17 protein-coding genes are annotated in these 22,756 nt (G+C 65.1%); 6 read left to right on the top strand and 11 right to left on the bottom strand.

Annotation, left to right across the window (positions count from 1 at the left end):
- Nucleotides 1–33: 33 nt before the first annotated feature.
- Nucleotides 34–318 (top strand): hypothetical protein, encoded by a 285-nt coding sequence (locus OPU71_RS06930; RefSeq protein WP_267726560.1) that lies wholly within the window; start codon nt 34–36, stop codon nt 316–318.
- A gap of 18 nt (nt 319–336) precedes the next feature.
- Here OPU71_RS06930 and OPU71_RS06925 read toward each other — a convergent pair whose 3' ends face one another.
- From OPU71_RS06925 to OPU71_RS06915, 3 genes are all read right to left on the bottom strand, one after another.
- The gene (locus tag OPU71_RS06925) at nt 337–1,977 is read right to left on the bottom strand and encodes a sensor histidine kinase (RefSeq protein WP_267726558.1); all 1,641 of its coding nucleotides are present in this window, start codon (nt 1,975–1,977) and stop codon (nt 337–339) included.
- Between the two features lie 105 nt (nt 1,978–2,082).
- The gene (locus OPU71_RS06920) at nt 2,083–2,817 is read right to left on the bottom strand and encodes a DsbC family protein (RefSeq protein WP_267726556.1); all 735 of its coding nucleotides are present in this window, start codon (nt 2,815–2,817) and stop codon (nt 2,083–2,085) included.
- A gap of 17 nt (nt 2,818–2,834) precedes the next feature.
- Complete coding sequence (locus OPU71_RS06915) at nt 2,835–3,995, bottom strand: UbiH/UbiF family hydroxylase (RefSeq protein ID WP_267726553.1); 1,161 nt, start codon at nt 3,993–3,995, stop codon at nt 2,835–2,837.
- A 180-nt stretch (nt 3,996–4,175) separates the two neighbouring features.
- On the opposite strand from OPU71_RS06915, the gene OPU71_RS06910 reads away from it, so the two are divergent.
- Nucleotides 4,176–5,876, top strand: a complete 1,701-nt coding sequence (locus OPU71_RS06910; RefSeq protein ID WP_267726551.1) for an alpha-amylase family glycosyl hydrolase — start codon at nt 4,176–4,178, stop codon at nt 5,874–5,876.
- Between the two features lie 62 nt (nt 5,877–5,938).
- On the opposite strand, the gene OPU71_RS06905 is transcribed toward OPU71_RS06910, so the two are convergent.
- Nucleotides 5,939–6,841: a LysR family transcriptional regulator gene (locus OPU71_RS06905; protein ID WP_267726549.1), complete on the bottom strand. Its 903-nt coding sequence runs from the start codon at nt 6,839–6,841 to the stop codon at nt 5,939–5,941.
- Nucleotides 6,842–6,999: 158 nt separating this feature from the next.
- Between OPU71_RS06905 and OPU71_RS06900 the strand changes: the two genes are divergently transcribed.
- Together OPU71_RS06900 and OPU71_RS06895 are read left to right on the top strand one after the other, a co-directional pair.
- Nucleotides 7,000–7,596, top strand: coding sequence for an FMN-dependent NADH-azoreductase (locus tag OPU71_RS06900; RefSeq protein WP_267726547.1), 597 nt, complete (start codon nt 7,000–7,002; stop codon nt 7,594–7,596).
- A 60-nt stretch (nt 7,597–7,656) separates the two neighbouring features.
- Nucleotides 7,657–8,553, top strand: a complete 897-nt coding sequence (locus OPU71_RS06895) for a pirin family protein (RefSeq protein ID WP_267726544.1) — start codon at nt 7,657–7,659, stop codon at nt 8,551–8,553.
- An 18-nt stretch (nt 8,554–8,571) separates the two neighbouring features.
- Here the strand turns inward: OPU71_RS06895 and OPU71_RS06890 are convergent, their stop codons facing one another.
- The 7 genes from OPU71_RS06890 to OPU71_RS06860 form a co-directional block, all read right to left on the bottom strand.
- Nucleotides 8,572–10,752: a TonB-dependent receptor plug domain-containing protein gene (locus tag OPU71_RS06890; RefSeq protein WP_267726541.1), complete on the bottom strand. Its 2,181-nt coding sequence runs from the start codon at nt 10,750–10,752 to the stop codon at nt 8,572–8,574.
- An 88-nt stretch (nt 10,753–10,840) separates the two neighbouring features.
- The gene (locus tag OPU71_RS06885) at nt 10,841–11,836 is read right to left on the bottom strand and encodes an L-threonylcarbamoyladenylate synthase (protein ID WP_267726539.1); all 996 of its coding nucleotides are present in this window, start codon (nt 11,834–11,836) and stop codon (nt 10,841–10,843) included.
- 176 nt (nt 11,837–12,012) lie between these two features.
- Nucleotides 12,013–13,188, bottom strand: a complete 1,176-nt coding sequence (locus tag OPU71_RS06880; protein ID WP_267726536.1) for a 5-(carboxyamino)imidazole ribonucleotide synthase — start codon at nt 13,186–13,188, stop codon at nt 12,013–12,015.
- Nucleotides 13,189–13,311: 123 nt separating this feature from the next.
- A complete protein-coding gene (gene purE, locus OPU71_RS06875; RefSeq protein WP_267726534.1) occupies nt 13,312–13,806 on the bottom strand; it encodes a 5-(carboxyamino)imidazole ribonucleotide mutase in 495 nt (164 codons plus the stop codon).
- A 78-nt stretch (nt 13,807–13,884) separates the two neighbouring features.
- Nucleotides 13,885–14,745 (bottom strand): bifunctional methylenetetrahydrofolate dehydrogenase/methenyltetrahydrofolate cyclohydrolase FolD, encoded by an 861-nt coding sequence (gene folD, locus OPU71_RS06870; RefSeq protein WP_267726532.1) that lies wholly within the window; start codon nt 14,743–14,745, stop codon nt 13,885–13,887.
- A 310-nt stretch (nt 14,746–15,055) separates the two neighbouring features.
- On the bottom strand, nt 15,056–15,688 hold the full coding sequence (locus tag OPU71_RS06865; RefSeq protein WP_267726530.1) for a response regulator transcription factor: 633 nt from the start codon (nt 15,686–15,688) through the stop codon (nt 15,056–15,058).
- Entirely contained in the window at nt 15,663–18,380 is a 2,718-nt protein-coding gene (locus OPU71_RS06860) for a PAS domain S-box protein (RefSeq protein ID WP_267726528.1), read from the bottom strand. Before OPU71_RS06860 ends, OPU71_RS06865 begins: the two co-directional genes overlap by 26 nt.
- Before the next feature lie 109 nt (nt 18,381–18,489).
- On the opposite strand from OPU71_RS06860, the gene OPU71_RS06855 reads away from it, so the two are divergent.
- Nucleotides 18,490–19,674 (top strand): ABC transporter substrate-binding protein, encoded by a 1,185-nt coding sequence (locus OPU71_RS06855; protein WP_267726526.1) that lies wholly within the window; start codon nt 18,490–18,492, stop codon nt 19,672–19,674.
- A 385-nt stretch (nt 19,675–20,059) separates the two neighbouring features.
- Entirely contained in the window at nt 20,060–22,738 is a 2,679-nt protein-coding gene (gene aceE, locus OPU71_RS06850; RefSeq protein ID WP_267726523.1) for a pyruvate dehydrogenase (acetyl-transferring), homodimeric type, read from the top strand.
- Nucleotides 22,739–22,756: the final 18 nt, after the last annotated feature.

The following is a 22,756-nucleotide window of genomic DNA, read 5'->3' as shown; positions in this document are numbered from 1 at the left end:
CGAACTTGGTGCCGCTGCCGTCCGATCTGGTGCATGACGGTTGACGATTGTCAGTTTGGCGCCGCGCAGGCCGGCCTAAGCTGGGTGCCGTATCCACTCCCTGGCACGTCCAGCAGGCGGTTCATCATGCCATTCGGTCCGGCAGCGATTTTTTACTGTGAATTGGCGCGGCTTTCAGACGAGGTGCCGCAACGCGAGAGCAGAACACTCCCGCCAATTTCCCCTTCGGTGAAGGCCGGCGCGCTGGCAGCGGCCGGCGCGCAAAGCGTGAGCGGCGCGCGCACCCAAGGCGTGAAGAAGCCCGCAGCGATCCCGTGACCCTGGCCGCGCCCCGCCTCAGTCGGGCGTGCGGCGCGGAATCTCGATCGTCAGCAAGGTCCCGGTGCCGACTTCGCTGCTGACCGCGACTTCACCATCGAGCACGCCCGTGACGATGTTGTAGACCGAGTGCAATCCCAGCCCGCTGCCACCTTGCCCCAGCGCGGTGGTGAAGAAGGGGTCGAAGATGCGCTCCAGGTGCTCGGGTGAAATGCCACAACCGTTGTCCTGAATGCGGATCGTGATGCGCTGTTTGTCGGCGTCGGCGCTGATTCGGATCTTGCCGCCGCTGTGGCCGGCAAAGGCATGCTGGTAACAGTTCGCCAGGCAGTTGAGCAGCATGCGCTCCCACATTGCCGGATAGCTATCCACCATGATCGTGCCGTCGGCGATCACCTCGGTTTCGATATCGCTGCGTTCCGCGCGGATGCGTGCGAGCACCGCAACGTCTTTCAGTGCCTCAACCGCATCGAAGCTGCGGCGTTCGGCTTCGCGCCGATCGGCCGCGCTTTCGCGGAAACGCACCACCAGTTCGGCCGCACGGTCCAGGTTGGCGACCAGCAGGCGCGCACTTTCTTCGGTGCCTTCGAGGTAACTGCTCAGTTCCGATCGTTTCAGGCCCAGCGCAAGCGCGTTGCGCATCTGATCGGTGCGGCCTTCGAGCGCCGAGGCGATGACCTTGGCGTTGCCGATCGGCGTGTTCAATTCGTGCGCAACGCCGACGACGACCTTGCCCAGGCCGGCGAGCTTTTCTGTGCGGACCAGGCGCTGACGGGTGTGGTTGAGGGTTTCGATCGTTTCTGAAAGTTGGGTGTTGCGCTCGGCAAGTTCATGTGTGCGCTCGGTAACGCGCTGTTCGAGATGTTCGTTCAGCTCGCTGACCTCGCGCTGCGAGCGTTCGAGCGCTTCGATGCGCTCATCGATCGCCAAGGCCATGGTGTTGAACGCCAGCGCCAGTTCGGCGTATTCATCATGCCCGCCCACTACAACACGTTTGCTGTAGTTGCCACCCGAGATGGCTTGCGCAGCGGTGACCAGGCGCGAGAGCCGTCGCGAGAGCCGGTACCCGGTCAGACCGAAGAACACGGCGGCAAACAGAAAGCTTAGCGTCAGGATCAGCAGCCCATCGCGCAACAGGCCGTTGAGCAGTTGCTTGAAGCCGCCGATGCCCAGACCGTACTGGAGCGAGCCGACATCGTTTGAAGAAAGCAGCACCGGCTGGCGTACGTGCATGACGCCCTCACGCATTGCGTCTGCAATATCGCGGCTTGGGGGCGGCAGCGCGCCGCGGGCCAAGCTGCCGGCGCTCACCAGCTGTTTGTTGTGCGAATCGATCACAACAAGATAGACCAGGCCGGTATCCGACTTGCCTTCCGAGAGCAGTTCGCGCACGTAGTCCTGCAACAGGTCGAGTTGGCCTTCCGCCGCGTAGGGCGCAATCGTCAGGTTGATCAGCCGCGACATCTGGCTCGTCTGCTTGCCCATGTCGTGATCAAGTGCCGCGCGGATCAGGCGGCTTGAATTGAAGGCCAGCGCAACCGCGAAGACCAGCAGCACGCCCAGGCTGGCGAGCGTGAGCTTGAAGCCGGACGAGCGCCACCAGCGGACACGTGCGGGTCCGCTGGCGTCAGCTTCACTTGGCTTGGGCAGCACGCCCATCGGAAGTCCTTGGCGGTTATCAGAGCCCGGTTCAGGGGCTTGTAAACGACTACGGACCGGGGGGCGGATTCTTTAGGGGGCATCGTGCCCCCTGCCTCTCCTGACTTACTTGGTGGCCGGTTTGGCTTTGGTTTTCTCTTTCTCGGCCTGATTAATGGCTTCGTCCAGCTCGGCGCGCGGCTTGTAGCCACCAATGCGGCTGCCGTCGGCGAGAAAGAGGGTGGGGGTGCCGTTGATGCGCAGCTTGCGGCCTAGCTCAACGTTCTTCGCAATCGGGTCGGCACAGTCTTCGCTCTTGGCAGCTTTGCCATCGACCATCCAGCCCTGCCAGGCGGCAACGCGGTCCTTGCTGCACCAGATGTCCTTGGATTTCTCCAGCGAGTCCGGCGACAGGATCGGGTAGAGGAAGGTGTAGATCGTCACATCCTTGAGCTGCGCGGTTTCCGCGACGAAGCGCTTGCAGTAGCCGCAGTTCGGGTCTTCAAAGGTAATCAGCGTGCGCTTGCCGTTGCCGCGTACGGTCTTGATCGCCTGATCGAGCGGCAGATCCTTGATGTTGACCCGGTTGATCACGTTCAGGCGGTCGCGGGTAACGTTGGTTTTGCGCTTCAGGTCGATCAGCTGTCCGTCGATCAGGTAGCTTCCCTTGTCGTCGGTGTAGACCAGTTCGCCACTGTCGAGCACGACTTCATACAGGCCGCCGTAACTGGTCTTCGTCACCGATTGAATCGCGTCTTGCCCGACGAATTCGACAATGGATTTGCGGATCTCCGCTTCGCCAGCCATGGCCGACGTGCCGAAGGTGAGGGCCAGTGCAGCCGCGGCGAGGTGATGCTTCATCAAGAAACTCCAGTGGATCAGATCAGGCCGGCGGCGTAGCGCACCATTGCGCTACGTACCACCGGAAGGCGGTTGGTCAAATGCATGCCTTGATTGCGCAAGGCCGCAAGGATGGGGTTGCGCGGGCGGAAGAGCCGGTTGAGCGCGTGCGTCACGCCTTGCATCAGCCGTACTTCTTCGTTGCGCGCGCGGGCATAGCGTCGCAGCACTGCCAGATCGCCGCAATCGCGGTGAGCCGGCAACTCGCAGAGCTGTTCGGCCAGCACGCGTGCGTCCTGGAAACCCAGGTTGATGCCATGTCCCGACAGCGGGTGGATCGCGTGCGCGGCATCGCCGATCAAGGCCACGCGCGGTGCCACCACTTGCGGAACCTGCATCAGCCTGAGCGGGAACCCCGCCGGCGGCGTCAGCAGGGTCATCGCGCCCAGCCGGCTTTCGCCGGCCCCTGCCACGCGCGCGACGAAGGCTTCGGGCGGCATTTCGAGCAAGCTTTCGGCGTGCGACGTTGGGGTGGACCACACGATCGAGATTCGGTTCTCGGGCAGAGGGAGCCAGGCCAGGATGCCGTCGTCGCGAAACCACTGAAACGCGGTGTCGCGATGCGGCTTCTCGCACTGGAAATTAGCAACCACACCGAGCTCGTCGTAGGCCGTGGTGCGTACCGCCAGATTGGCGGCGGTGCGCACCCAGGAATCGGCTCCATCGGCGGCCACCAGCAGGCGGGCCCGGATGCTGCGGCCATCCTCAAGACGGAGGGTGGCTGCATCGGCATCGATGCTCAGGGCGCTGGGCCGGGCAGGGCACAAGACCGTGATGTTGGGCTGCCGGCGCAAGGTTTCCCAAAGCTCCAGCGCCAGCGGAGAGGCTTCGAGGATCCACGCCAGCGCATCAAGCCCCGCGTCGTAAGCGGAAAACCGGGTTTCGCCGCCGCGATCACCGAACACCTGCATGGCTTCAACGCGATTGATGCGGCCATGATCCAGATGCGGCCATGCGCGAATCTGCTCCAGAAACGCCACATTCGCCGGGCTCACGGCGTAGACACGGGCATCCCAGCCCTCGGCGCGGCGAGGCGGGCGAGCGTCGAGCACCCCGATCCTGAGCGGGCTGGCGGCCAGTGCGCAGGCCAGGCTTCCGCCGGCAAGGCCGGCGCCGACAATCAGGACATCCAGATCCATCTTCAAACCAGTGGGGCGCGCGTGCAGAGCGCGCCATTCTGCCCGACCCGCCCTTTTGCTCAAAGCGCCTTCGGATTGGCGCAAACAGCAAAAACGGTCGAGTCCCGCAGGTGAAGGGAACCTAGAATCCCCAATTGGGCCTTATGGCCACCAAAGTGATTTTTATGAGGGTGATCACAGATGAGATTTGAACTCAAGCATCGCGTACTCGCTGCGTGTCTGGCTTTTGGCAGCACCGCATTTGCGGCGGACGCCGTGCAGCCAGCATCGATCACACAAGCCGGGGCAGTGGCGTTTGCGGCAGGCGCGGTGGCGGTGCCGGCAACCGTGCCGGGGCTGACCGATGTCGGCCCGGTGCCGTTTGAGCCGGTTGATAGCGGTTTGCCGGCCGACTGGCATCGCAACGCGGTGTTCCAGGAAATCCTAGTGCGAGCGTACCAGGACAGCAATGGCGATGGCATTGGCGACATCAACGGTTTGATCTCGCGCCTCGACTACCTCAAGTCGCTGGGCATTACCGGCTTGTGGCTGATGCCGGTGTTCCGCAGCAGCGACCGCGATCACGGCTACGCGGTCGAGAACTACCGCGAAATCGAGCCAGATTACGGCACGCTGGAAGACTTCGATCGCCTGATCGCCGAAGCGCACAAGCGTGGCATCGGCATCATCGTCGACTATGTGATGAACCACAGTTCATCCGACCACAAGATGTTCGAGGCTTCGATGAAGCCCAACTCGCCCTATCGCGACATGTACATCTGGGCCAAGCCGCACCCCGAGGGCTGGACCACTTTCTCGGGCGATCCGTGGCGCGAGCAGGGCGATTCCTGGTACTACGCCGCTTTCGACACCAGCATGCCGGATTTCAACCTGCGCAACCCGCAGGCGGTTGAGTTCCACATGAACAACCTGCGCTTCTGGCTCAACCGCGGCGTCGATGGCTTCCGCTTTGATGCGGTGGGCGTGCTGTACGAGAACGGCTCGATCGCGTGGGACAACCAGCCGGAAAACCATGTGCTGATGGGGCAGGTGCGCAAGCTGCTTGATCAGTACGGCAAACGCCACATGGTGTGCGAAGCCCCGAGTGATCCGGTGCCGTTTGCCGAGAACGGCTCCTGCGGCAGCGCATTCGCGTTTGGCCTGCAAAAGCACATCGTGCACAGCGTGAAGATGGGTCGCGTGATGCCCGATCTGCTCTACACGCTCAAGACCTTCCCGGTCGAGCGCATGGGCACGATCCTGTCGAACCACGACTGGTTCGCCGGCGCGCGCCCGTGGCGCCAGTTCAACGGCGACGTCAAGACCTACAAGATGGCGGCCGCAACGCTGCTGACGCTGCCCGGCATCCCCTTCATCTACTACGGTGAGGAGATCGGTCTGGGTTTGTCGGAAGAGAGCTACCACGACGACCAGAAGATCCGTGGCCCGATGGCGTGGGACGGCAGCAAGCCGCACGGCGGCTTCACTGATTCGGACTCCACCTTCCGCCCGGTGGTGCAGAACTGGAAGACCAACAACGTCGCCGCCGAAGACAAGAACCCGGATTCACTGCTGAACTGGTATCGCAACCTGATTCATCTGCGCAATACTGAGCATGCCTTGTCGGTGGGCACGATGAAGCCGATTTCGGCCGAGGATGCGCAGATCTTTGCCTTCGAGCGCGAGCACGAAGGCACCCGCATGCTAGTGCTGCTCAACTACGCCTACCGCGAAGGCGTGATTGATCTGCCGGCCGGCTTCAAGGCCGAGCAATGGCAGCCGGTATTCCCGGCCAACGGCAAGCTCAACGTGCAGCCGAAAACGGTGAAGAAGGGCGAGGCGCCGGTGCTGCAACTGCACATGCCGACCCAGGAAGTGCTGATCCTCAAGGCCGTCAAGTAAGCGACTGCCCGCCACGGCGGGCACAAGGCTAGCCTGAACGCCCCGTTTCGACGGGGCGTTTTTCATGGCGCGGCCGATTCCAGGTGATCGGTAATCATCTGCAGAAAGGCGCGCGTCTTGGCCGGCACCAACCGGCGGCTGGGCATCACGGCCCAGGCGGTGATGGCTTGGGCGGCCCAGTCCGGCAGCACGCGGACCAATTCACCGCGGGCCAGCATGGGCGCGACGAACTGCTGCGACACCAGTGCAATGCCTGCGCCGCGCACGGCAAAGCCGATCAGCGCACTGACCGAATTCGTGCCGATCCGGCCCGGCGGCGTGCCTTCCCAAACGGCTTGTCCGTTCTGCAGACGCCAGGGCGCTGGGTCTCCGTTTTGCTGCAGCAGTTGCAGCGTTTCGTGGTCGGCCAGCGCGGCCGGGGTTGCCGGTGCCGGGTGTTGCGCGAGGTAAGCGGGCGATGCGTACAAGCCCGCGCGCACATCAAACAGGCGGCGGGCAACCAGCGTGGCATCGTCCGGCAAGTTGCCGACGCGGATCGCCAGGTCGAAGTTTTCGCCAATCAGGTCCACCCGCCGTGGCGACAGATCCAGATCCAGCCGCACGCTGCGGTAGCGTGTCGAAAACGCAAGTAGCACCTCACCCAGCAGCATGGTTGCCAGGTCGGCTGGCATCGACACCCGCAGCCGCCCGCTCGGCTCGCTTTGCCGGTGTTGCGCCAGCGCTGACGCGGCATCCACTTCCTCAGCGAGCCGGCGCGCATGTTCGAGCAGGCTCTGGCCGAAGTCGGTCAGCGTCAGGCGGCGCGTGGTGCGCGTCAGCACCCGCTCGCCCAGCAGGGTTTCAAGTGCCGCGATGCGGCGCGAAACGGTGGACTTGGGCAGCCCAACGCGCTCGGCCGCACGGCTGAAGCTGCCGCATTCCGCTACGCGGGCGAAGAGCAGCAGGTCATTGGCGTCTGCTTGCATGCGGGAGTCCAATTCAAAAGCTTCGGTTCATTGTCTCATTGATGGAACGATGTTGTGCTTTTGTCGGGCTTCTGGTGCAAATTGATCCGCAATACAGTGCCTCCACACCTCAGCGCTTGCAGCCCCCCGGCTCGGCGCCCAAGCAAACGGAGATCCAAATGAACATCCTGCAGATCAATACCAGCGCCAAGCGCAACGCATCGGAATCCACCCGCCTGGCCAATCGCATTACCGAAAGCCTGCTCGCCAAGCACCCCGATGCCACGGTGACGGTACGCGATCTCGCGGTGAACCCGCTGCCGGCGATCGACGAAACGACCCTCGGCGCGCTGTTCACGCCGGCCGACGCTCGCTCTGCGGCGCAAAACGAGATCGTCGCCGCGAGCGACGCCCTGGTTGCCGAACTGCAGGCCGCCGACGTGCTGGTGCTGGGCGTGCCGATGTACAACCTGGGCATCCCGGCGCAAGCCAAGCACTGGATCGACGCCATCGCCCGCGCCGGCGTGACCTTCCGCTACACCGCCAACGGACCGGAAGGCCTGGTCAAAGGCAAGACGGTCTACCTTGCACTGACCCGCGGCGGCATCTACCGTGACACGCCGACCGACACGCTGCTGCCCTACCTGCGCACGGTGCTCGGCTTCCTCGGCATGACTGACGTACGGCCGGTGTTCGCCGAAGGCCTCGCGATGGGGGCGGATGCCGCCGCCAAGGCCTTTGCCGACGCAGAACGCGAAATCGAAGCACTGGTCTGATCCAGACATAGCCGGAAAGGCCGCGCCATGCGGCCCGCTGTAACCAGGAAAGGAAGCACCATGAACGCGCCTGAAACCGTCACCCTGATCCGCTCCCGCAAGGTCGAACGCCTCGTTGCCGGCGTGCCGACCTCCGATGGGGCCGGCGTGAAGCTGACCCGCGTGCTGACGCAGCCGCTGCAGCGCCGGCTCGACCCCTTCCTGATGCTCGATGCCTTCGGCAGCGAGTCGGCGTCCGACTACATCGCCGGCTTCCCGCCGCATCCACACCGTGGTTTCGAGACCATCACCTACATGCTCACCGGCCGCATGCGCCACCGCGACAGCGCCGGCCACGAGGGCCTCATCGAAGATGGCGGCGTGCAGTGGATGAGCGCGGCGCGCGGCGTGATCCACTCCGAAATGCCGGAGCAGACCGAGGGCCGCATGGAAGGCTTCCAGCTCTGGCTCAACCTGCCGGGTGCGACCAAGATGGCCGACCCCTGGTACCGCGACATTCCATCGGCCGGTGTGCCGAGTTTCGTGACTGATGCGGGCGTCACGGTGCGGGTGATCGCAGGCGAAAGCCATGGCCACGCCGGCGCGATGCAACGGCCGGATACCGAGCCACTCTACCTCGACGTGCATCTGCCGGCGGGCAGCCGCTTCGAGCAGGCGATACCGCCGGGCCACAACGCCTTCATCTACGTCTATCGCGGCGAAGTGGCGATTGGCGGCGATCAGGAAGGCGTGGGCGAGCGCCGCATGGCGATCCTGGCCAACGACGCGGCAGCCGACGGCATCGCCGTGCAGGCCTGCAAGGATGCGCGCCTGATCATCGTGGCCGGCAAGCCGCTGGGCGAGCCGATCGTGCAGTACGGCCCCTTCGTGATGAACACCCGCGAAGAGATCGAGGCGACCTTGCAGGAATTCCGCGACGGTCGCTTTGAGGCCATGGCAGGCAGTCTGCCCGGCTGAACGTCCGTCGGCGCTGGATCAGAACTTGAGTTCCAGCGCCAGCTGCCAGGTCGGCAGGCCGGCGACTTCGGTGCTTTCGTCGCTCACCGGTGTGTTGTTTGCGCTCGCCTGTGTCCGGCTCTCGCCGCCCCAACCGGTGAGGTTGTTGGCAGACAGCCGCAGTAGCGCGTCGCGGTTTAGCGTCCAGGCGGCAAAAGCATCGAAGGTGGTCTTCGCGCTGGCCCAGCGTGTTTGCCCGTCCGAAAGCTTCACCTCGTAGGCCGGCGCCCAGTTGAGGTTGCCGCCCAGCTTCAAGGGCGATTCGGCTGGCTGCCATTCCAGGCCGATGTTCGCGGTCTGCCCCGGTTGGTCGTCGATCTTCGCGCCGCTCGAATCGCGCGTGCGGCTGGCGGTGTAGTTGCCGTTCAGTTGCAGCGCATGGCCGGGCGGCAGCAGATTGGCGAGCGAGAGCTTCCACTCCAGTTCGATGCCGCTCACGCGGGCGCTGCCTTCGTTGATGGGTTTCGATAGCCAGCGCCCGTCGCTGCCCTGGCTCAGCTCACGGCGGATCAGATCGCTGACCCAGCGGTAGAACAGGTTGGCCGAAACCAGGCCGGTCTTGTCGAGGTAGCGCTCGACGGCCCACTCCAGGCCCCATGCGGTCTCGGGGTCGAGCGCCGGGTTGCCGGCGCGGTCGGGGCGGCTGATGCTGTTATCCAGCGAAGGCGTGACCAGCCCGCTCAGTTCGCTCAGGCTCGGGGCGCGGAAGGTACGCGCGAGGCCGGTGCGCATCACGGTTTCGCCGCTCTCGCCCATCTTGTGGGCCAGCTGCAGCGAGGGCGCGAGCACGTCGAAGTCGCTGCGCAGCGGCGCGCCGCTGCTGTCTTGCGTGTGAATGTGCAGCAACTCCCAGCGCAGGCCGCTGGTCAGCGTGGTGAGCGGGCGCACGCGCCACTCATCCTGCAGGTAGAGCGCGCCGGTGATCTCGCGCTGGGCTTGCGTGCTGCCGTCCGCGCCGCTCACCGGATTGCCGTTTTCACGGGTGCTTTGCGCTTCGCTGCGTCGCGAATCGGTCCATTCGATGCCGGTGCCCGGCGTGTGGGATTCGCCTTGGGCGCCGGTCCAGCGCAGCGAGGCGCTGCTGCCCGCTTCGCGCGTGCGGCTGTCACTGTCGACGCTGCGGGTGGCCGCGCCGCCGCCATCGTATTCCTGCCGCTGGCTTGCGGATTCATCTTGCGTGCCGTTGAAGCCCAGGCGCAGGTTCAGTGTGTCGCCGCCTTCGCGGCGCAGGCGCCAGCCGCCGTTGAGCCGCCAAAGGTCGCGCTCGCGGCTTGTTGTTTCATGCGCGCGTGCCGCTTGCGGCACCCCGAACAGGGTTTGCGTGCTCTCGTCGCCGGCGGCCTCGCTCTCAGTGTGGGTGGCAAATAGTTGCAGGTTCAGCTGGTTCTGTTTGTCGAGCCGCCAGGTCAGCCGCGGCGCAAGGCTGGCGTCGCGGGTTTGCTGGGTAACTTCGCGGTGCGTGCGCGTTTGCGATTCGAGCGCCCCGGCCGCGTCGTACTCAAGGCTGCTGCGCATCTGGTCGGCGATCTGGTCGCGCTGGTTGGCATTGGCCGCGACGATCCACGACCAGCCCTCGGCGCGGCCGGTGTTCTGCACGCCGAGCTGCGGCGACACATGGCCATCCACTTCAGCGAGCACTGGCCGCACGCGGGTCTGCGCCTTGCCGGCATCGTCACGCAGCACGATGTTGATGGTGCCGGCCACCGCTTGCGCGCTGAATTCGGCGACGCTGCTGCGCACGATCTCGATGCGCTCGATCATCTCGGCCGGGATCATGTCGATCGGCGCGCCGCGGCCACGCCGGCCGCCCATGCGTTCGCCATCGACGAGCACTTGCGTGTAGCCGGCGCCCATGCCGCGCATCTTCACCTCGCCGGCCGTGCCGGGCGCGCCGGTGACGGTCACCCCCGGCAGGCGGCGCAGCAACTCACCGACCGTGGTCTCGCCGTACTTTTCGATTTCGTCGCGGCCAATGATGACCTTGGCGGTGGGCGATTCCCGGCGGTCGGCGAGCGGGTCGCTCGCGTCACGCGCGCCAGTCACGGTGATTTTCTGCGCCGGTGTCTCAGCGGCCGGGCGTTCCGCTTCCTGCGAATCGGCGGCCCGTGCGGTGGCGTGGGCGAGGGTGAGGCTGGCAATCAGGGCGATACGAAGTGGCATGAAATGAGTGAGCAGGGCAGGCGAAGGTGCTGCGGGTTTCATCCTGACCGCGGCATGTGTCGCAAGTTCAAGCGCGCGGATGCGGCTTTCAGGTTTCGTCGTCTTCGCCGGAGCCGACCGCGGCGCGGCCGAGTCGGTCGATCACCGCTTCCCAGCCGGCTTCGGCGGGCGGCGCTTCGACGAGGATCTCGCTGGCACCGAGCGTGTCGAGTGCGCGCAGGTTGGCGTAAAGGTCGTGGGCAAAGCCAGCGGCGCTGTCGGGTGCCTGAATCCAGGTGTGGTGCGGCGTGGCGCTTGCGGCGCGACGTGCGATGACTGCCACGCCGAGCCCGGCGCGGGCGAGTTCGGTTTCGAGCACGTCGCCGGCGACCAGGCGCAGCGGCGTGCGCGGCGCGTAGTGCGCGGCCAGCGAGCCGGACACGCGTGGCCCGTCGCCGGTATGCGCTGCCGCTGGCGCGCGCATCGCCGGGCGGCGGCCGATCACGGCCGCAATCGCATCCGGCCCGATCGCGCCGGGGCGCAGGATCGTCGGCATGCCGCCTGAGAGATCGAGGATCGTCGACTCGATGCCGACGTTGCAGGCGCCACCGTCGAGAATCATTGCGACCCGTTCGCCCAGTTCATCGAACACATGCTGCGCGGTGGTCGGGCTGATGCGGCCGAAGCGGTTGGCCGAGGGGGCCGCGATGCCACCGCCGAAGGCGCGCAGCAGCGCGAGCGCGACAGGGTGATCCGGCACGCGCAGGCCGACCGTGTCCTGCCCGCCGGTGACCACGTCCGGCACATCCGCTTCCTTCTTCAGGATCAGCGTCAGCGGGCCGGGCCAGAAGGCGCGGGCGAGCGCGATTGCTTCCTTCGGAATCTCGCGCGCCCAGTCGGTCAGCGCTTCGGCATCGGCGAGGTGTACGATCAGCGGATGGTCAGCCGGCCGGCCCTTGGCGGCAAAGATCTTCGCCGCCGCCTTCGGATTGGCGGCGTCCGCACCCAGCCCGTACACCGTCTCGGTCGGCAGCGCGACCAGCTCGCCCGCGCGCAGCAGGGCGGCGGCGCGGGTGAGTGATTCGGGTGTGGGGGCGTGGATCACGGTTGCGTTTTACCGCAGAGGCGCAGAGGGCCGCTGAGAAAGGACTTGGCTGAGCGGGGTCCTTAATTCAGGCGTTGCGGCGTCGAGGGTAGATCTCGCCGTCGCACAATGCCTACGCCGGTTTGTCTCTGCGTTTCTCTGCGCCTCTGCGCCTCTGTGGTGAACACGCACGTCAATCACTCGTCGCGGATGCCGATGGCTGAACGCGCCGCCATCGCGGTTTCAACCGCCTTGGCCGGGTCGGCGTCGATCACCGTGAAGTGGCCCATCTTGCGGCCGGGGCGGGCGTGGTGCTTGCCGTACAGGTGCAGCTTCAGGTTCGGGATCGCGAGCAGCTTTGACCAGTCCGGCTCGCGGTAGTGGCCGTGCGAATCCGGGCCGGGTTGGCTCGGGTCGTACCAGATGTCGCCGAGCAGGTTCACCATCACCGCGGCGCTGTGCGCGCGGGCCTCGCCCAGCGGCAGGCCAACCAGTGCGCGCACTTGCTGCTCGAACTGGTCCGTTACACAGGCATCGATCGTGTAGTGGCCGCTGTTGTGCGGGCGTGGCGCCATCTCGTTCACATACAGTTCGCCGCGCGAAACGAAGAATTCGACCGCCATGGTGCCGATGTAGTCGAGCTGCTCGGCGATGCGTTCGGCCAGCTCTTCAGCGGTATCACGCTGGCAGCCCGAGGCACGCGCCGGTGCGATCGACACGTCGAGGATGCCGCGCGCGTGCGCGTTCTCGGCGGTCGGGAAGCATTTGACCTTGCCATGCTCGTCGCGCGCCAGAACCACCGACACTTCGTAGTCGAGCTTGAGCATCTGCTCCAGCACGCAGGCTTCGCCCTTGAAGGCCTGGAATGCAGCCAGCGCCTCGTCGTGGTTGGCGACGCGCGCCTGGCCCTTGCCGTCGTAGCCGAAGCGGGCCACCTTGAGGATGCCGGGGAACAGCGTGGCCGGCGCGTTGCGCACGTCGGCCTCCGTGTTGATCGGCGCGAAGGGGGCGTGCGGGATGCCGTTGTTCGCGAGGAAGGTTTTCTCTGCGACGCGGTTCTGGCAGATCGCCACCGCGTCCGCCGAGGGGCGCACCGGCACGAACTTGGCGAGGTAATCGAGGGTGCCGGCCGGCACATTCTCGAATTCGGTGGTGATCGCGGCACAGCCTGCGGCCAGTTGATCCAGCGCGGCGTAGTCGTCGAAAGCGGCTTTCAGGTGGCGGTCGGCGGCGACGCCGGCAGGGCTGTTCGGATCCGGGTCGAGCACCCAGACCTTGTAACCGAGTTCATGCGCGGCCAGCACAAAGAAGCGGCCGAGTTGGCCGCCACCGAGCATGCCAAGGGTGGCGGGCGGGAGGATTGTGTTCGTCATGGGCTTAGCCTGTCGTTCACCACAAAGCGCACAAAGGCGCACGAAGGGCCACGAAGGCAAATGCGAAACGCTTCGTGGCCCTTTGCGACCCTTTGTGCCTTTGTGGTGAAAGCCTTTCGTTCTTCACACTTCGTCGAGTTTCATGTCCAGCACGCTTTGAGTCTGCTTGGCGCGGAAGGCGTCGAGCATGAGCGCCAAGCGGCTGTTCTCGTTGGCCAGCATCGCAACCGCGAAGAGGCCGGCGTTGGCGGCACCCGCTTCGCCGATCGCGAAGGTGGCGACCGGGATGCCCTTGGGCATCTGCACGATCGAGTGCAGTGAATCGACGCCCGAGAGCGCCTTGCTCTGCACCGGCACGCCGAGCACCGGCACGGTGGTCTTGGCGGCCAGCATGCCCGGCAGGTGGGCGGCGCCGCCGGCGCCGGCGATGATCGCCAGCAGGCCGCGGTCGCGCGCGCTTTCGGCGTACTCGAACATCAGATCCGGCGTGCGGTGCGCCGAGACGACACGGGCTTCGAAGGGCACGCCGAATTCCTTGAGGACGCGGGCGGCGGCCTGCATCGTCGGCCAGTCCGAATTGGAGCCCATCACGATGCCAACAACGGGTTGTTCGTTCATTTTTCTATCCAGAAAAGCATGGTCGCGGATGACTGCGCGCGTGGCCGCGCTTCATCCGCGTGTCCGCGGGGGCGGGTTTCAGGCCTTGGCGGCTGCCGCGCGCTGGGCGGCGAGCAGGGTGTTGCCGAGCAGCATCGTGATCGTCATCGGGCCGACGCCGCCGGGCACCGGTGTGATCAGCGAGGCGACCTCGCTGGCCGAGGCGAAGTCGACGTCGCCGCACAGCTTGCCATCGGGCAAGCGATTGATGCCGACGTCGATGACGACGGCGCCGGGCTTGAGCATGTCGCCGGTGACGAAGTTCGGGCGGCCTACCGCAGCGACGACGATGTCGGCGCGCTTCACATGACCGGCGAGGTCCTTGGTTTTGGAGTGGCAGACGGTGACGGTGGCGCCAGCGGATAGCAGCATCACCGCCATCGGTTTGCCGACGATGTTGCTTCGGCCGATCACGACGGCGTCGGCGCCCTGCACCTGAACGCCGCCGACTTCCAGCATCTTCATCACACCCCAGGGGGTGCAGGGGTAGAAGCTCTCGCGGCCCTGCAGCAGCATGCCGAAGTTCTCGGCGTGGAAACCATCCACATCTTTCTCGGGACGGATCGCTTCGAGGACGGCGTCCTCGTCGAACTGCGGCGGCAGCGGCAGCTGCACCAGGATGCCGTGCACGCTGGCATCGGCATTGAGTTCGGCGATCTTGGCCAGCACCGTTTCCGGCGCCGCGTCGGCGGCGTATTCGTACTTGAGCGAACGCACGCCCGCCTTCTCGCAGGCGGCCACCTTGTTGCGCACGTACACCGCCGAAGCGGGGTCGCCACCCACCAGAATCACGGCGAGGCAAGGCTGGGTGCCTTGCGCGGTGAGAGCGGCGGCCTTCTGTGCGATGTCGCTGCGGACGCTTTCGGCGATTGCCTTGCCGTCGAGAATGCGGGCTGTCATGGGCTAAGTCCCGGAATATTCAGGAAAACCGGGCAGTTTACCACTCGCCTCCCAGCGCGGCGAGTGCTTTGTCAGGCTCAGGTGTGGGCTTCGACGCGGCCTTCGTCTGGCGCGGGTGAGTCGCTTGCGTTGCAGATGTTCGCAATGCGCGCAGATCCTGGGCCGACGTAGGGCTTTACGGCTTCCGGGCGCGGGTCGCACTGCGTATCCGGCGGGCGTGTGAGCGGCCTGGCAGTTCGTGGCCGAGGCCCGGCGGACGGGAATGTGTCCTGCCGGGTCGAGATCGCCGCTGGCGTAATTCGAGTCGCGCTCAGCGACGCGGGGCGTCTGCGCTCATCACCATTTGCACCAGTTCGGCGAGTGAGGAGACATCCATCTTCTCCATCACGCGGGCGCGGTGCACTTCCACCGTCTTGATGCTGATGCCCAGGTCGTCGGCGATCTGCTTGTTGAGCCGGCCGGCGACGATGAGGTCGAGCACTTCGCGTTCGCGGCTGGTGAGCTGGTCGAGCTTGCGTGCGGTTTCGGCATCCTGGCGGCGCTGGGTGCGTTCGGTGCGCTCGGTTTCGAGGCACTGGCTGATCAGGCGCAGCATGTCCTGGTCGTTGAAGGGCTTTTCGATGAAGTCGACCGCGCCTTTCTTGAGCGCAGAGACCGCCATCGGCACATCGCCGTGGCCGGTGATGAAGATCACCGGCAGCGTCGAGTGTTGGCCGACAAGTTTTTCGTATAGCTCCAGCCCGCTCATGCCGGGCATGCGTACGTCGAGCAACAGGCAGCCGGCGAGCGAGGGACTCCAGGCGGCGAGGAAGTCTTCCGCCGACGCGTAGGTGGCAACCGTGTGGCCTTCCGATTCGAGCAGCCAGATCAACGAATCGCGCAGGGCCTCGTCATCGTCGACGATGTGGACGGTCTGTTCAGACTGGTTCGCTGAGGTGTTCAAGGGCGTTCTCCGTCGGGAGTGTGAATCGGAAAATGGAGCCGCCTTCCGGGTTGTTGTCGACCCAGAGCCGGCCATTGTGGAACTCGATGATCGAGCGGCAGATGTTCAGGCCCATCCCCATGCCGTCGCTCTTGGTCGTGTAGAAGGCGTTGAAGAGTTTCTCGCGATCCTCGGCGCTGATGCCATGGCCGTGGTCGATGACCGAGACTTCGATCATGGACTCGGCGACACGGGCGCTGACCGTCAGGATGCGGCGATCCTCGTCGCTGTCCTTCATCGCCTCGATGCCGTTCTTGACGAGGTTCAGCACGACCTGCTCGACCATGATGCGGTCGGCGTAGATCGGTGGCAGATCGGCGGTGACGCGGTTGTCGATGCGTGCGCCATGCTTGCGGGCGTCGATCTCGGCAAAGCCGAGAGCGTCTTCCACCACATCGAACAGGCGAACGGCGCTGCGCCGTGGCTCGCTCTTGCGGACGAAGTCGCGCACGCGGCGGATGATCTTGCCGGCGCGGTCCGCCTGGTGGGCGGCCTTCTGCATCGCCACGAGCAGCTCTTCGGGCTTGTATCGTCCGCTCTGCAGACGATTGACGCAGCCCGAGCTGTAGTTGGCGATGGCGGAGAGTGGCTGGTTCAGCTCGTGTGCCAGCGTCGAGGCCATCTCGCCCATCGTGATCAGGCGAGAGGTGCGTTGCAGGCGTTCTTCCTGCTGGCGGTTGAGTTCTTCCACCGTTTTGCGGTCGGTGATGTTGGTGGCGACCGCCATGCGTACGACGCGGCCATCGACCCAGCGGGTGGCGCGTTCGCGCACATGGAACCAGCGCGCCGAGAGCGGGTGATGCAGCTCGCCGTCGAAGAGTTCGCGCGGCAACTGCTCGGGCGTGAGGCGGCGCGGGTCGACCGGATAGTCGCCCAGTTCCGGTTGCGGTAGCGCGAGGCTGTGTGTCGTGCGGCCAACCGCATCGAGGCCGAAATCGGAGAGGAAGGCGTGGTTGGCGTAGAGGATCGCGTCGCTCTGCACATCGGCCACGAACACCGCGGTGTCGAGCCCGTCGAGCACCGCCACGAAGCGTTCGTGTGCGGCTTCAAGTTCGGCGTGGATGCGCTTGGATTCGGTGATGTCGTTCATCGCCGCCATCCAGCCGGTTTGCTGCCCGGCGGCATCGACCAGCGGCGACACCATCAGGCGGACGAAGCCGATGTTGCCGTCCTTGCGCTTGATGCGCAGCTCGAAGCCGTCGACCGGCGCTTCGCCGGCCAGCGAGAGCGCGAGGTTGTGCTCGTTGCGGTCGATTTCGTCGTCCGGCCAGTAGGGGAAGGGCGAGTCGATGCCGACCAGTTCGGATTCTGAATAGCCGGTGAGTTCGCAGAAGGCGCGGTTCACATAAATGATGCGGCCCTTCATGTCGGTGGCGCGCAGGCCGGTGAGCACCGACTCTTCCATCGCGCGGCGGAAGGCGGACTCGGCGCGCCAGGCGTCTTCGGCGGCCTTGCGGTCGGTGACGTTGTGGGCGACCGCGTAGATCACGCGCTCGTCCGGCACCGGGTTGGCGCTCCACACCAGCCATTTGTAGCGGCCGTCGGCGCAGCGCATGCGGGCTTCGAAGGTGGCCGGGCGGCCGCGTGCGAGCAGTTGCATCTGTTCGCTGGCGCCTTCGAGATCCTCCGGGTGGACCAGATCGAGCAGCGGGCGGCCGATCATGCTTTCGGCCGGGTAGCCCAGGATGCGCTCGATGGCCGGGTTCAGGCGCCGGTAGTTGCCGTTCAGGTTCAAGGTGCACAGCACATCGAGCGACAGGTTGAAGATGCGGTCGCGTTCCTTTTCCACCTTGATCCGTCGCAGCATGTGGCCGCGCTGCGCCCACAGGCTCCAGAACACCAGCACCGAGAGGCCGATGATCAGCGATACCGGCAGTTCGTTGGGCAACTGGGTGTCGCCGCGATAGGCGGTGGCGCGCAGTGCGAGCCCGTTGCCGGGCGGGTCGAAGACAATCAAGGACGAGAGGCCCGGATCGGTGGCGTTGGTCGAGATTGCGTTGGACGCCAGCGTCTCGGCGTTACCGTCGGTCAACGTGAGGCGGTACTTCTCCGAAAACCAAGACGGCACCAGATGCAGCAGCAGGCCGTCGACCGAGTAGACCGCGGCGATCATTCCCCAGGGCGCACGGCCGCGTTGCACGGGAATGAACACCTCCACCAGCGCGCTGCCACTGTGGCCACGGTAGGGCTGGCCGTAGGCGGCGCGGCCGATTTCGCGCGCGTGGCGCGCGACCTGCCCCTGTGTGGCACTGAGCGTATCGCCCGGCAACCAGTCGGTGGTATCGAACGGCGCACTCCAGCGGACCTTGCCGGACGCGTCGATCCACACAACGTTAATCAGTTCTGGGTTGTTGGCGAGGTACTGATTGGTGCGCAGCTGGAAGGCGTCGCTGTCCAGTGTGTCGGACGCGATCTCGCGCGCCAGCTCGTTGAGAAATTCTTCGTTGGCGAGAAAGTGGGTCCGCATGGTGCGCTCGGCCCACTGCACATCACGCCCCAGCGCGCTGCGCTCGACCACCTCTTCCTGCGATTGCAGCATCCACACAATGGTCAGCATGGCGAGCGCGAACACCACCACGGCAACATAGGGGGCAGTGGTAAAGAGTTCGAGGCGACTTGCGCCTTCCTTGCCGGATCGGGCCAGAATGGTCATTGTTGAGTCTGCACGCCGGGGCGATTGTCCGGCTTTGTCAGCGCGCGGCGATAGGGGTTTGCCCCGGCACCGCATTGCCTGACCACAAGAATAACGGAGGAGGGCGTCCTTGATCGCATCCTTGCTGCGGCTTTTCTTGCTTTGTTTGTGCGCCACCCCCTGCTGGGCGGCTGATCCGATCCGGATCGGCATGTCGGGGCCGTTCACCGGCGCCGCCAGCGCGGTGGGCGTATCGATGCGCGACGGCGTGCGTACCGCGGTGGCGGAAATCAATGCCGCCGGCGGCGTGCTCGGGCGCCCGATTGAAGTCATCGAGCGTGACGACGCCTCGCGGAATGACCGCGGCGCAGCGGTGGCGCAGCAACTGATTGCCCGCGACAAAGTGGTGGCGACGATCGGCATCGCCAACACCAGCGTCGCGCTGGCCAGCCAGCACTACTACCAGAACGCCCGCATCCCGGTGGTGACGGCGGCCGCGACCGGTTCGCTGATCACCCGCCAGTTCCTTCCGCCTGCCTACAGCGACAACTATGTTTTTCGCGTCGCCTGCCCGGATGCGCTGCAGGCCTTGATGATCGTTGATGAAGCGGTTGAGCGGCGCCGCCTGAAGCGGCTCGCGATCCTGCACGATGCCACCAATTACGGCCAGCTCGGGCGCGCGGACCTGGTCACCGCGCTGGACAAACGCGGGCTGCATCCGGTGAGTGTGGAGCGCTTCAACCCGGGGCTTGCCGATTTGTCCGCGCAAGTGCTGCGCGCCCGTCGTGCCGGGGCCGAGGCAATCTTGACCTACGGCGTCGGGCCGGATCTGACGAAGATCGCGAACGCCGCTGCCAAGCTCGGCTGGAAAGTGCCGCTGATCGGTAGCTGGACCTTGTCGATGCCCGAGTTTCTTGATGGCGCCGGCCCCAACGCCGAAGGCGCCCGGATGCCGCAGACCTTTGTGCTTGAGAGCGCGCACCCGCGCGCTCAGGCGTTTCGCGATGCCTGGGCGCAGACTGTCGGGGTCGAGCGGATGCCGTCGCCGGCGGCCGCCGCGCAGGGCTACGACGCAATGCTCATTCTTGCCGCAGCGATCCGCCAGGCCGGCAGCACCGAAGGCCCCAAGCTGCGCGATGCGCTGGAACACCTGATCGAGCCGGTCGACGGTGCCCTGATGACCTATGTCCGGCCGTTCTCGCCCAACGATCACGAAGCCATCAAGAGCACCCGCATGGTGTACTTGGCCGAGGTGCGCGACGGGCGCATCGTCTTCGCCTATGACGAAGACCGCAAACGGGCCGGCGCGCGCTGAGCCCTGCCCGCTTCCCCTGCCTGCAGGGCTTTAGGTGCCTGATTGGCGAATTTTCCTTCGGCGGTGCCTTGCCTGAAGTCGCTGGGCCGGGCGGCGTTTGAATCCCGGAAGCGAAAAATGTTGCGTTGCGTCAAAGGCTTGCAAACGATTGTTTGAATGCGGCGCGCTTCCTGTTCAAGCAATTTTCTATTGCACAATGCGGTAGGCTGTTTTATCTTCTGAAAAACCCCGTTTTTTACCGCTGGCCGATGCTCTCGCCGCGGATTAAGCTAGGCCCCCCGCAGCAGCTTGCTTTCTGCCGCGCAGGTCTGGATGCCGACCGCCGCCCAATCGGGCGGCGGGCTTTTTGATTGTCCGAATCGAATCGAGGAAGGAGATCGCACCGATGGCCTCTTTGCCCAACGTGCTGCTGCAGTCCGATAGCGACGCGCAGGAGACGCAGGAGTGGCTGGAAGCGCTGGCTGGCGTGCTTGCCCAGGAAGGGCCGGAACGCGCCCACTATCTGATCGAGCGCTTGATTGAGGTCGCGCGCGAAGATGGCGCAGACATTCCGTACAGCGCCAACACCGGCTATATCAACACCATTCCGGCCGACAAGCAGCCGAAATACCCCGGTGACCCCACGATCGAAAGCCGCATCCAGGCCTTCCTCCGCTGGAACGCCATGGCCATGGTGGTGCGCGCAAACAAGGACACCAACGTTGGCGGCCACATCGCCTCGTATGCGTCCGCCGCGACGCTGTACGACGTCGGCTTCAACTGGTTCTGGAAATCGCCTTCCAACCCGGACGGTGGCGACCTGATTTTCTTCCAGGGGCACTCGATCCCCGGCGTGTATGCGCGTGCGCACATGCTCGGCCGCCTGACCGACGAGCAGCTCGACAACTTCCGCCAGGAAACCTCGGGCAAGGGCGTGTCGTCCTACCCGCACCCCTGGCTGATGCCCGACTTCTGGCAGTTCCCGACCGTGTCGATGGGTCTCGGCCCGCTGCAGGCCATCTATCAGGCCCGCTTCATGAAGTACCTCGACAACCGCGGCCTCGCCAAGACCGAAGGCCGCAAGGTCTGGGCCTTCCTCGGCGACGGCGAAATGGACGAGGTCGACTCGATGGGCGCGATCGGCGTGGCCGGCCGCGAACAGCTCGACAACCTGGTCTTCGTCGTGAACTGCAACCTGCAGCGCCTCGACGGCCCGGTGCGCGGCAACGCCAAGATCATCCAGGAACTCGAAGCGGAATTCCGCGGCGCCGGCTGGAACGTCATCAAGGTCATCTGGGGCACGCACTGGGATACGCTGCTGCAGCGTGACAAGGCGGGCATCCTCAAGAAGCGCATGATGGAAGCGGTCGACGGCGAATATCAGACCTTCAAGTCGAAGGACGGCGCCTATGTTCGCGAGCACTTCTTCAATACGCCCGAACTCAAGGCACTGGTGGCCGACTGGACCGATGACGACATCTGGCGCCTGAACCGTGGCGGCCACGATCTCTTCAAGGTGTTCGCGGCCTACAAGGCGGCCACCGAGCACAAGGGCCAGCCGACGCTCATCCTCGCCAAGACCATCAAGGGCTTCGGCATGGGCTCTTCGGGTGAAGCGCAGAACATCACCCACCAGCAGAAGAAGATGAATCACGACTCGCTGCTGCGCTTCCGTGACCGCTTCGAGATCCCGGTGCCGGACGACAAGGTCGACGAGATGCCGCTGGTCAAGTTCGACGAAGGCTCGCCAGAGCTGAACTACATGCGCCAGCGCCGCATGGATCTGGGTGGCTATCTGCCGACTCGCCGCGTCAAGGGCGAGCAGCTCACGGTGCCGGAACTCACCGCGTTCGACGCGCAGCTCAAGGCGTCAGGCGAAGGCCGCGAATTCTCGACCACGATGGCCTTTGTCCGCATCCTCAACACGATGCTCAAGGACAAGAACATCGGCCGCCATGTTGTGCCGATCGTGCCGGACGAGTCGCGTACCTTCGGCATGGAAGGCATGTTCCGCCAGTTCGGCATCTGGAACCAGTTCGGCCAGAAGTACGTGCCGCAGGATCACGATCAGTTGATGTTCTACAAGGAAAGCCGCGAAGGGCAGATCCTGCAGGAGGGCATCAACGAGGCCGGTGCAATGAGTTCCTGGATCGCCGCGGCGACCTCGTACTCGGTGCACAACGTGCCGATGATCCCGGTCTACATCTACTACTCGATGTTCGGCCACCAGCGCGTGATGGATCTCTGCTGGGCGGCGGGTGACTCGCGTGCCCGCGGCTTCCTGATCGGCGGCACCGCCGGCCGTACCACGCTGAACGGCGAAGGCTTGCAGCACGAAGACGGCCACTCGCAGATCCTCGCGAACCTGGTGCCCAACTGCGTCACCTACGACCCGACCTTCTCTTACGAGCTGGCGGTGATCGTTCAGGACGGCCTGCGCCGCATGTATGGCGAGCAGGAAGATGTGTACTACTACATCACCGTGATGAACGAGAACTACGAGCATCCGGCGATGCCCGAGGGCGCGGAAGCGAACATCCTCAAGGGCATGTACAAGTTCCGCGATGGCGCCAAGGGCAAGGCCAAGCAGCCTCGCGTGCAGCTGCTCGGTTCCGGCACGATCTTCCGTGAAGTCATCGCCGCGGCCGATCTGCTGCGTGAGGACTGGGGCGTCGAGTCGGACATCTGGGGTTGCACCAGCATGAACGAACTGGCCCGCGACGGCCTCGATGCAACGCGCTGGAACCTGCTGCACCCGCTGGAAACCCCGCGCGTCTCGCATGTCGAAGCCATGCTGAAGGATTCGACCGGCCCGGTGATCGCTGCGACCGACTACGTCAAGCTGTTCTCCGAGCAGATCCGCCCCTTCGTGCCGCGCCGCTATGTGACGCTGGGTACCGATGGTTATGGCCGCTCCGACACCCGCGAAGCCTTGCGCAACCACTTCGAAGTGGATCGTCGCTGGGTCACCCTCGCTGCCCTCAAGGCCCTGGCAGACGAAGGCACGATCGATCGCGAGAAGGTCGCCGAGGCGATCACCAAGTACGGCATCGACATCAACAAGTCGAACCCCATCACCGTCTGATGCAGGCCCCACGCAGCA

It is taken from the genome of Niveibacterium sp. 24ML, from assembly GCF_026586805.1.
Lineage (GTDB): Bacteria > Pseudomonadota > Gammaproteobacteria > Burkholderiales > Rhodocyclaceae > Niveibacterium.
Note: the sequence above shows the minus strand (reverse complement) of the source record. Positions and strands in the feature narration are given on the sequence as shown.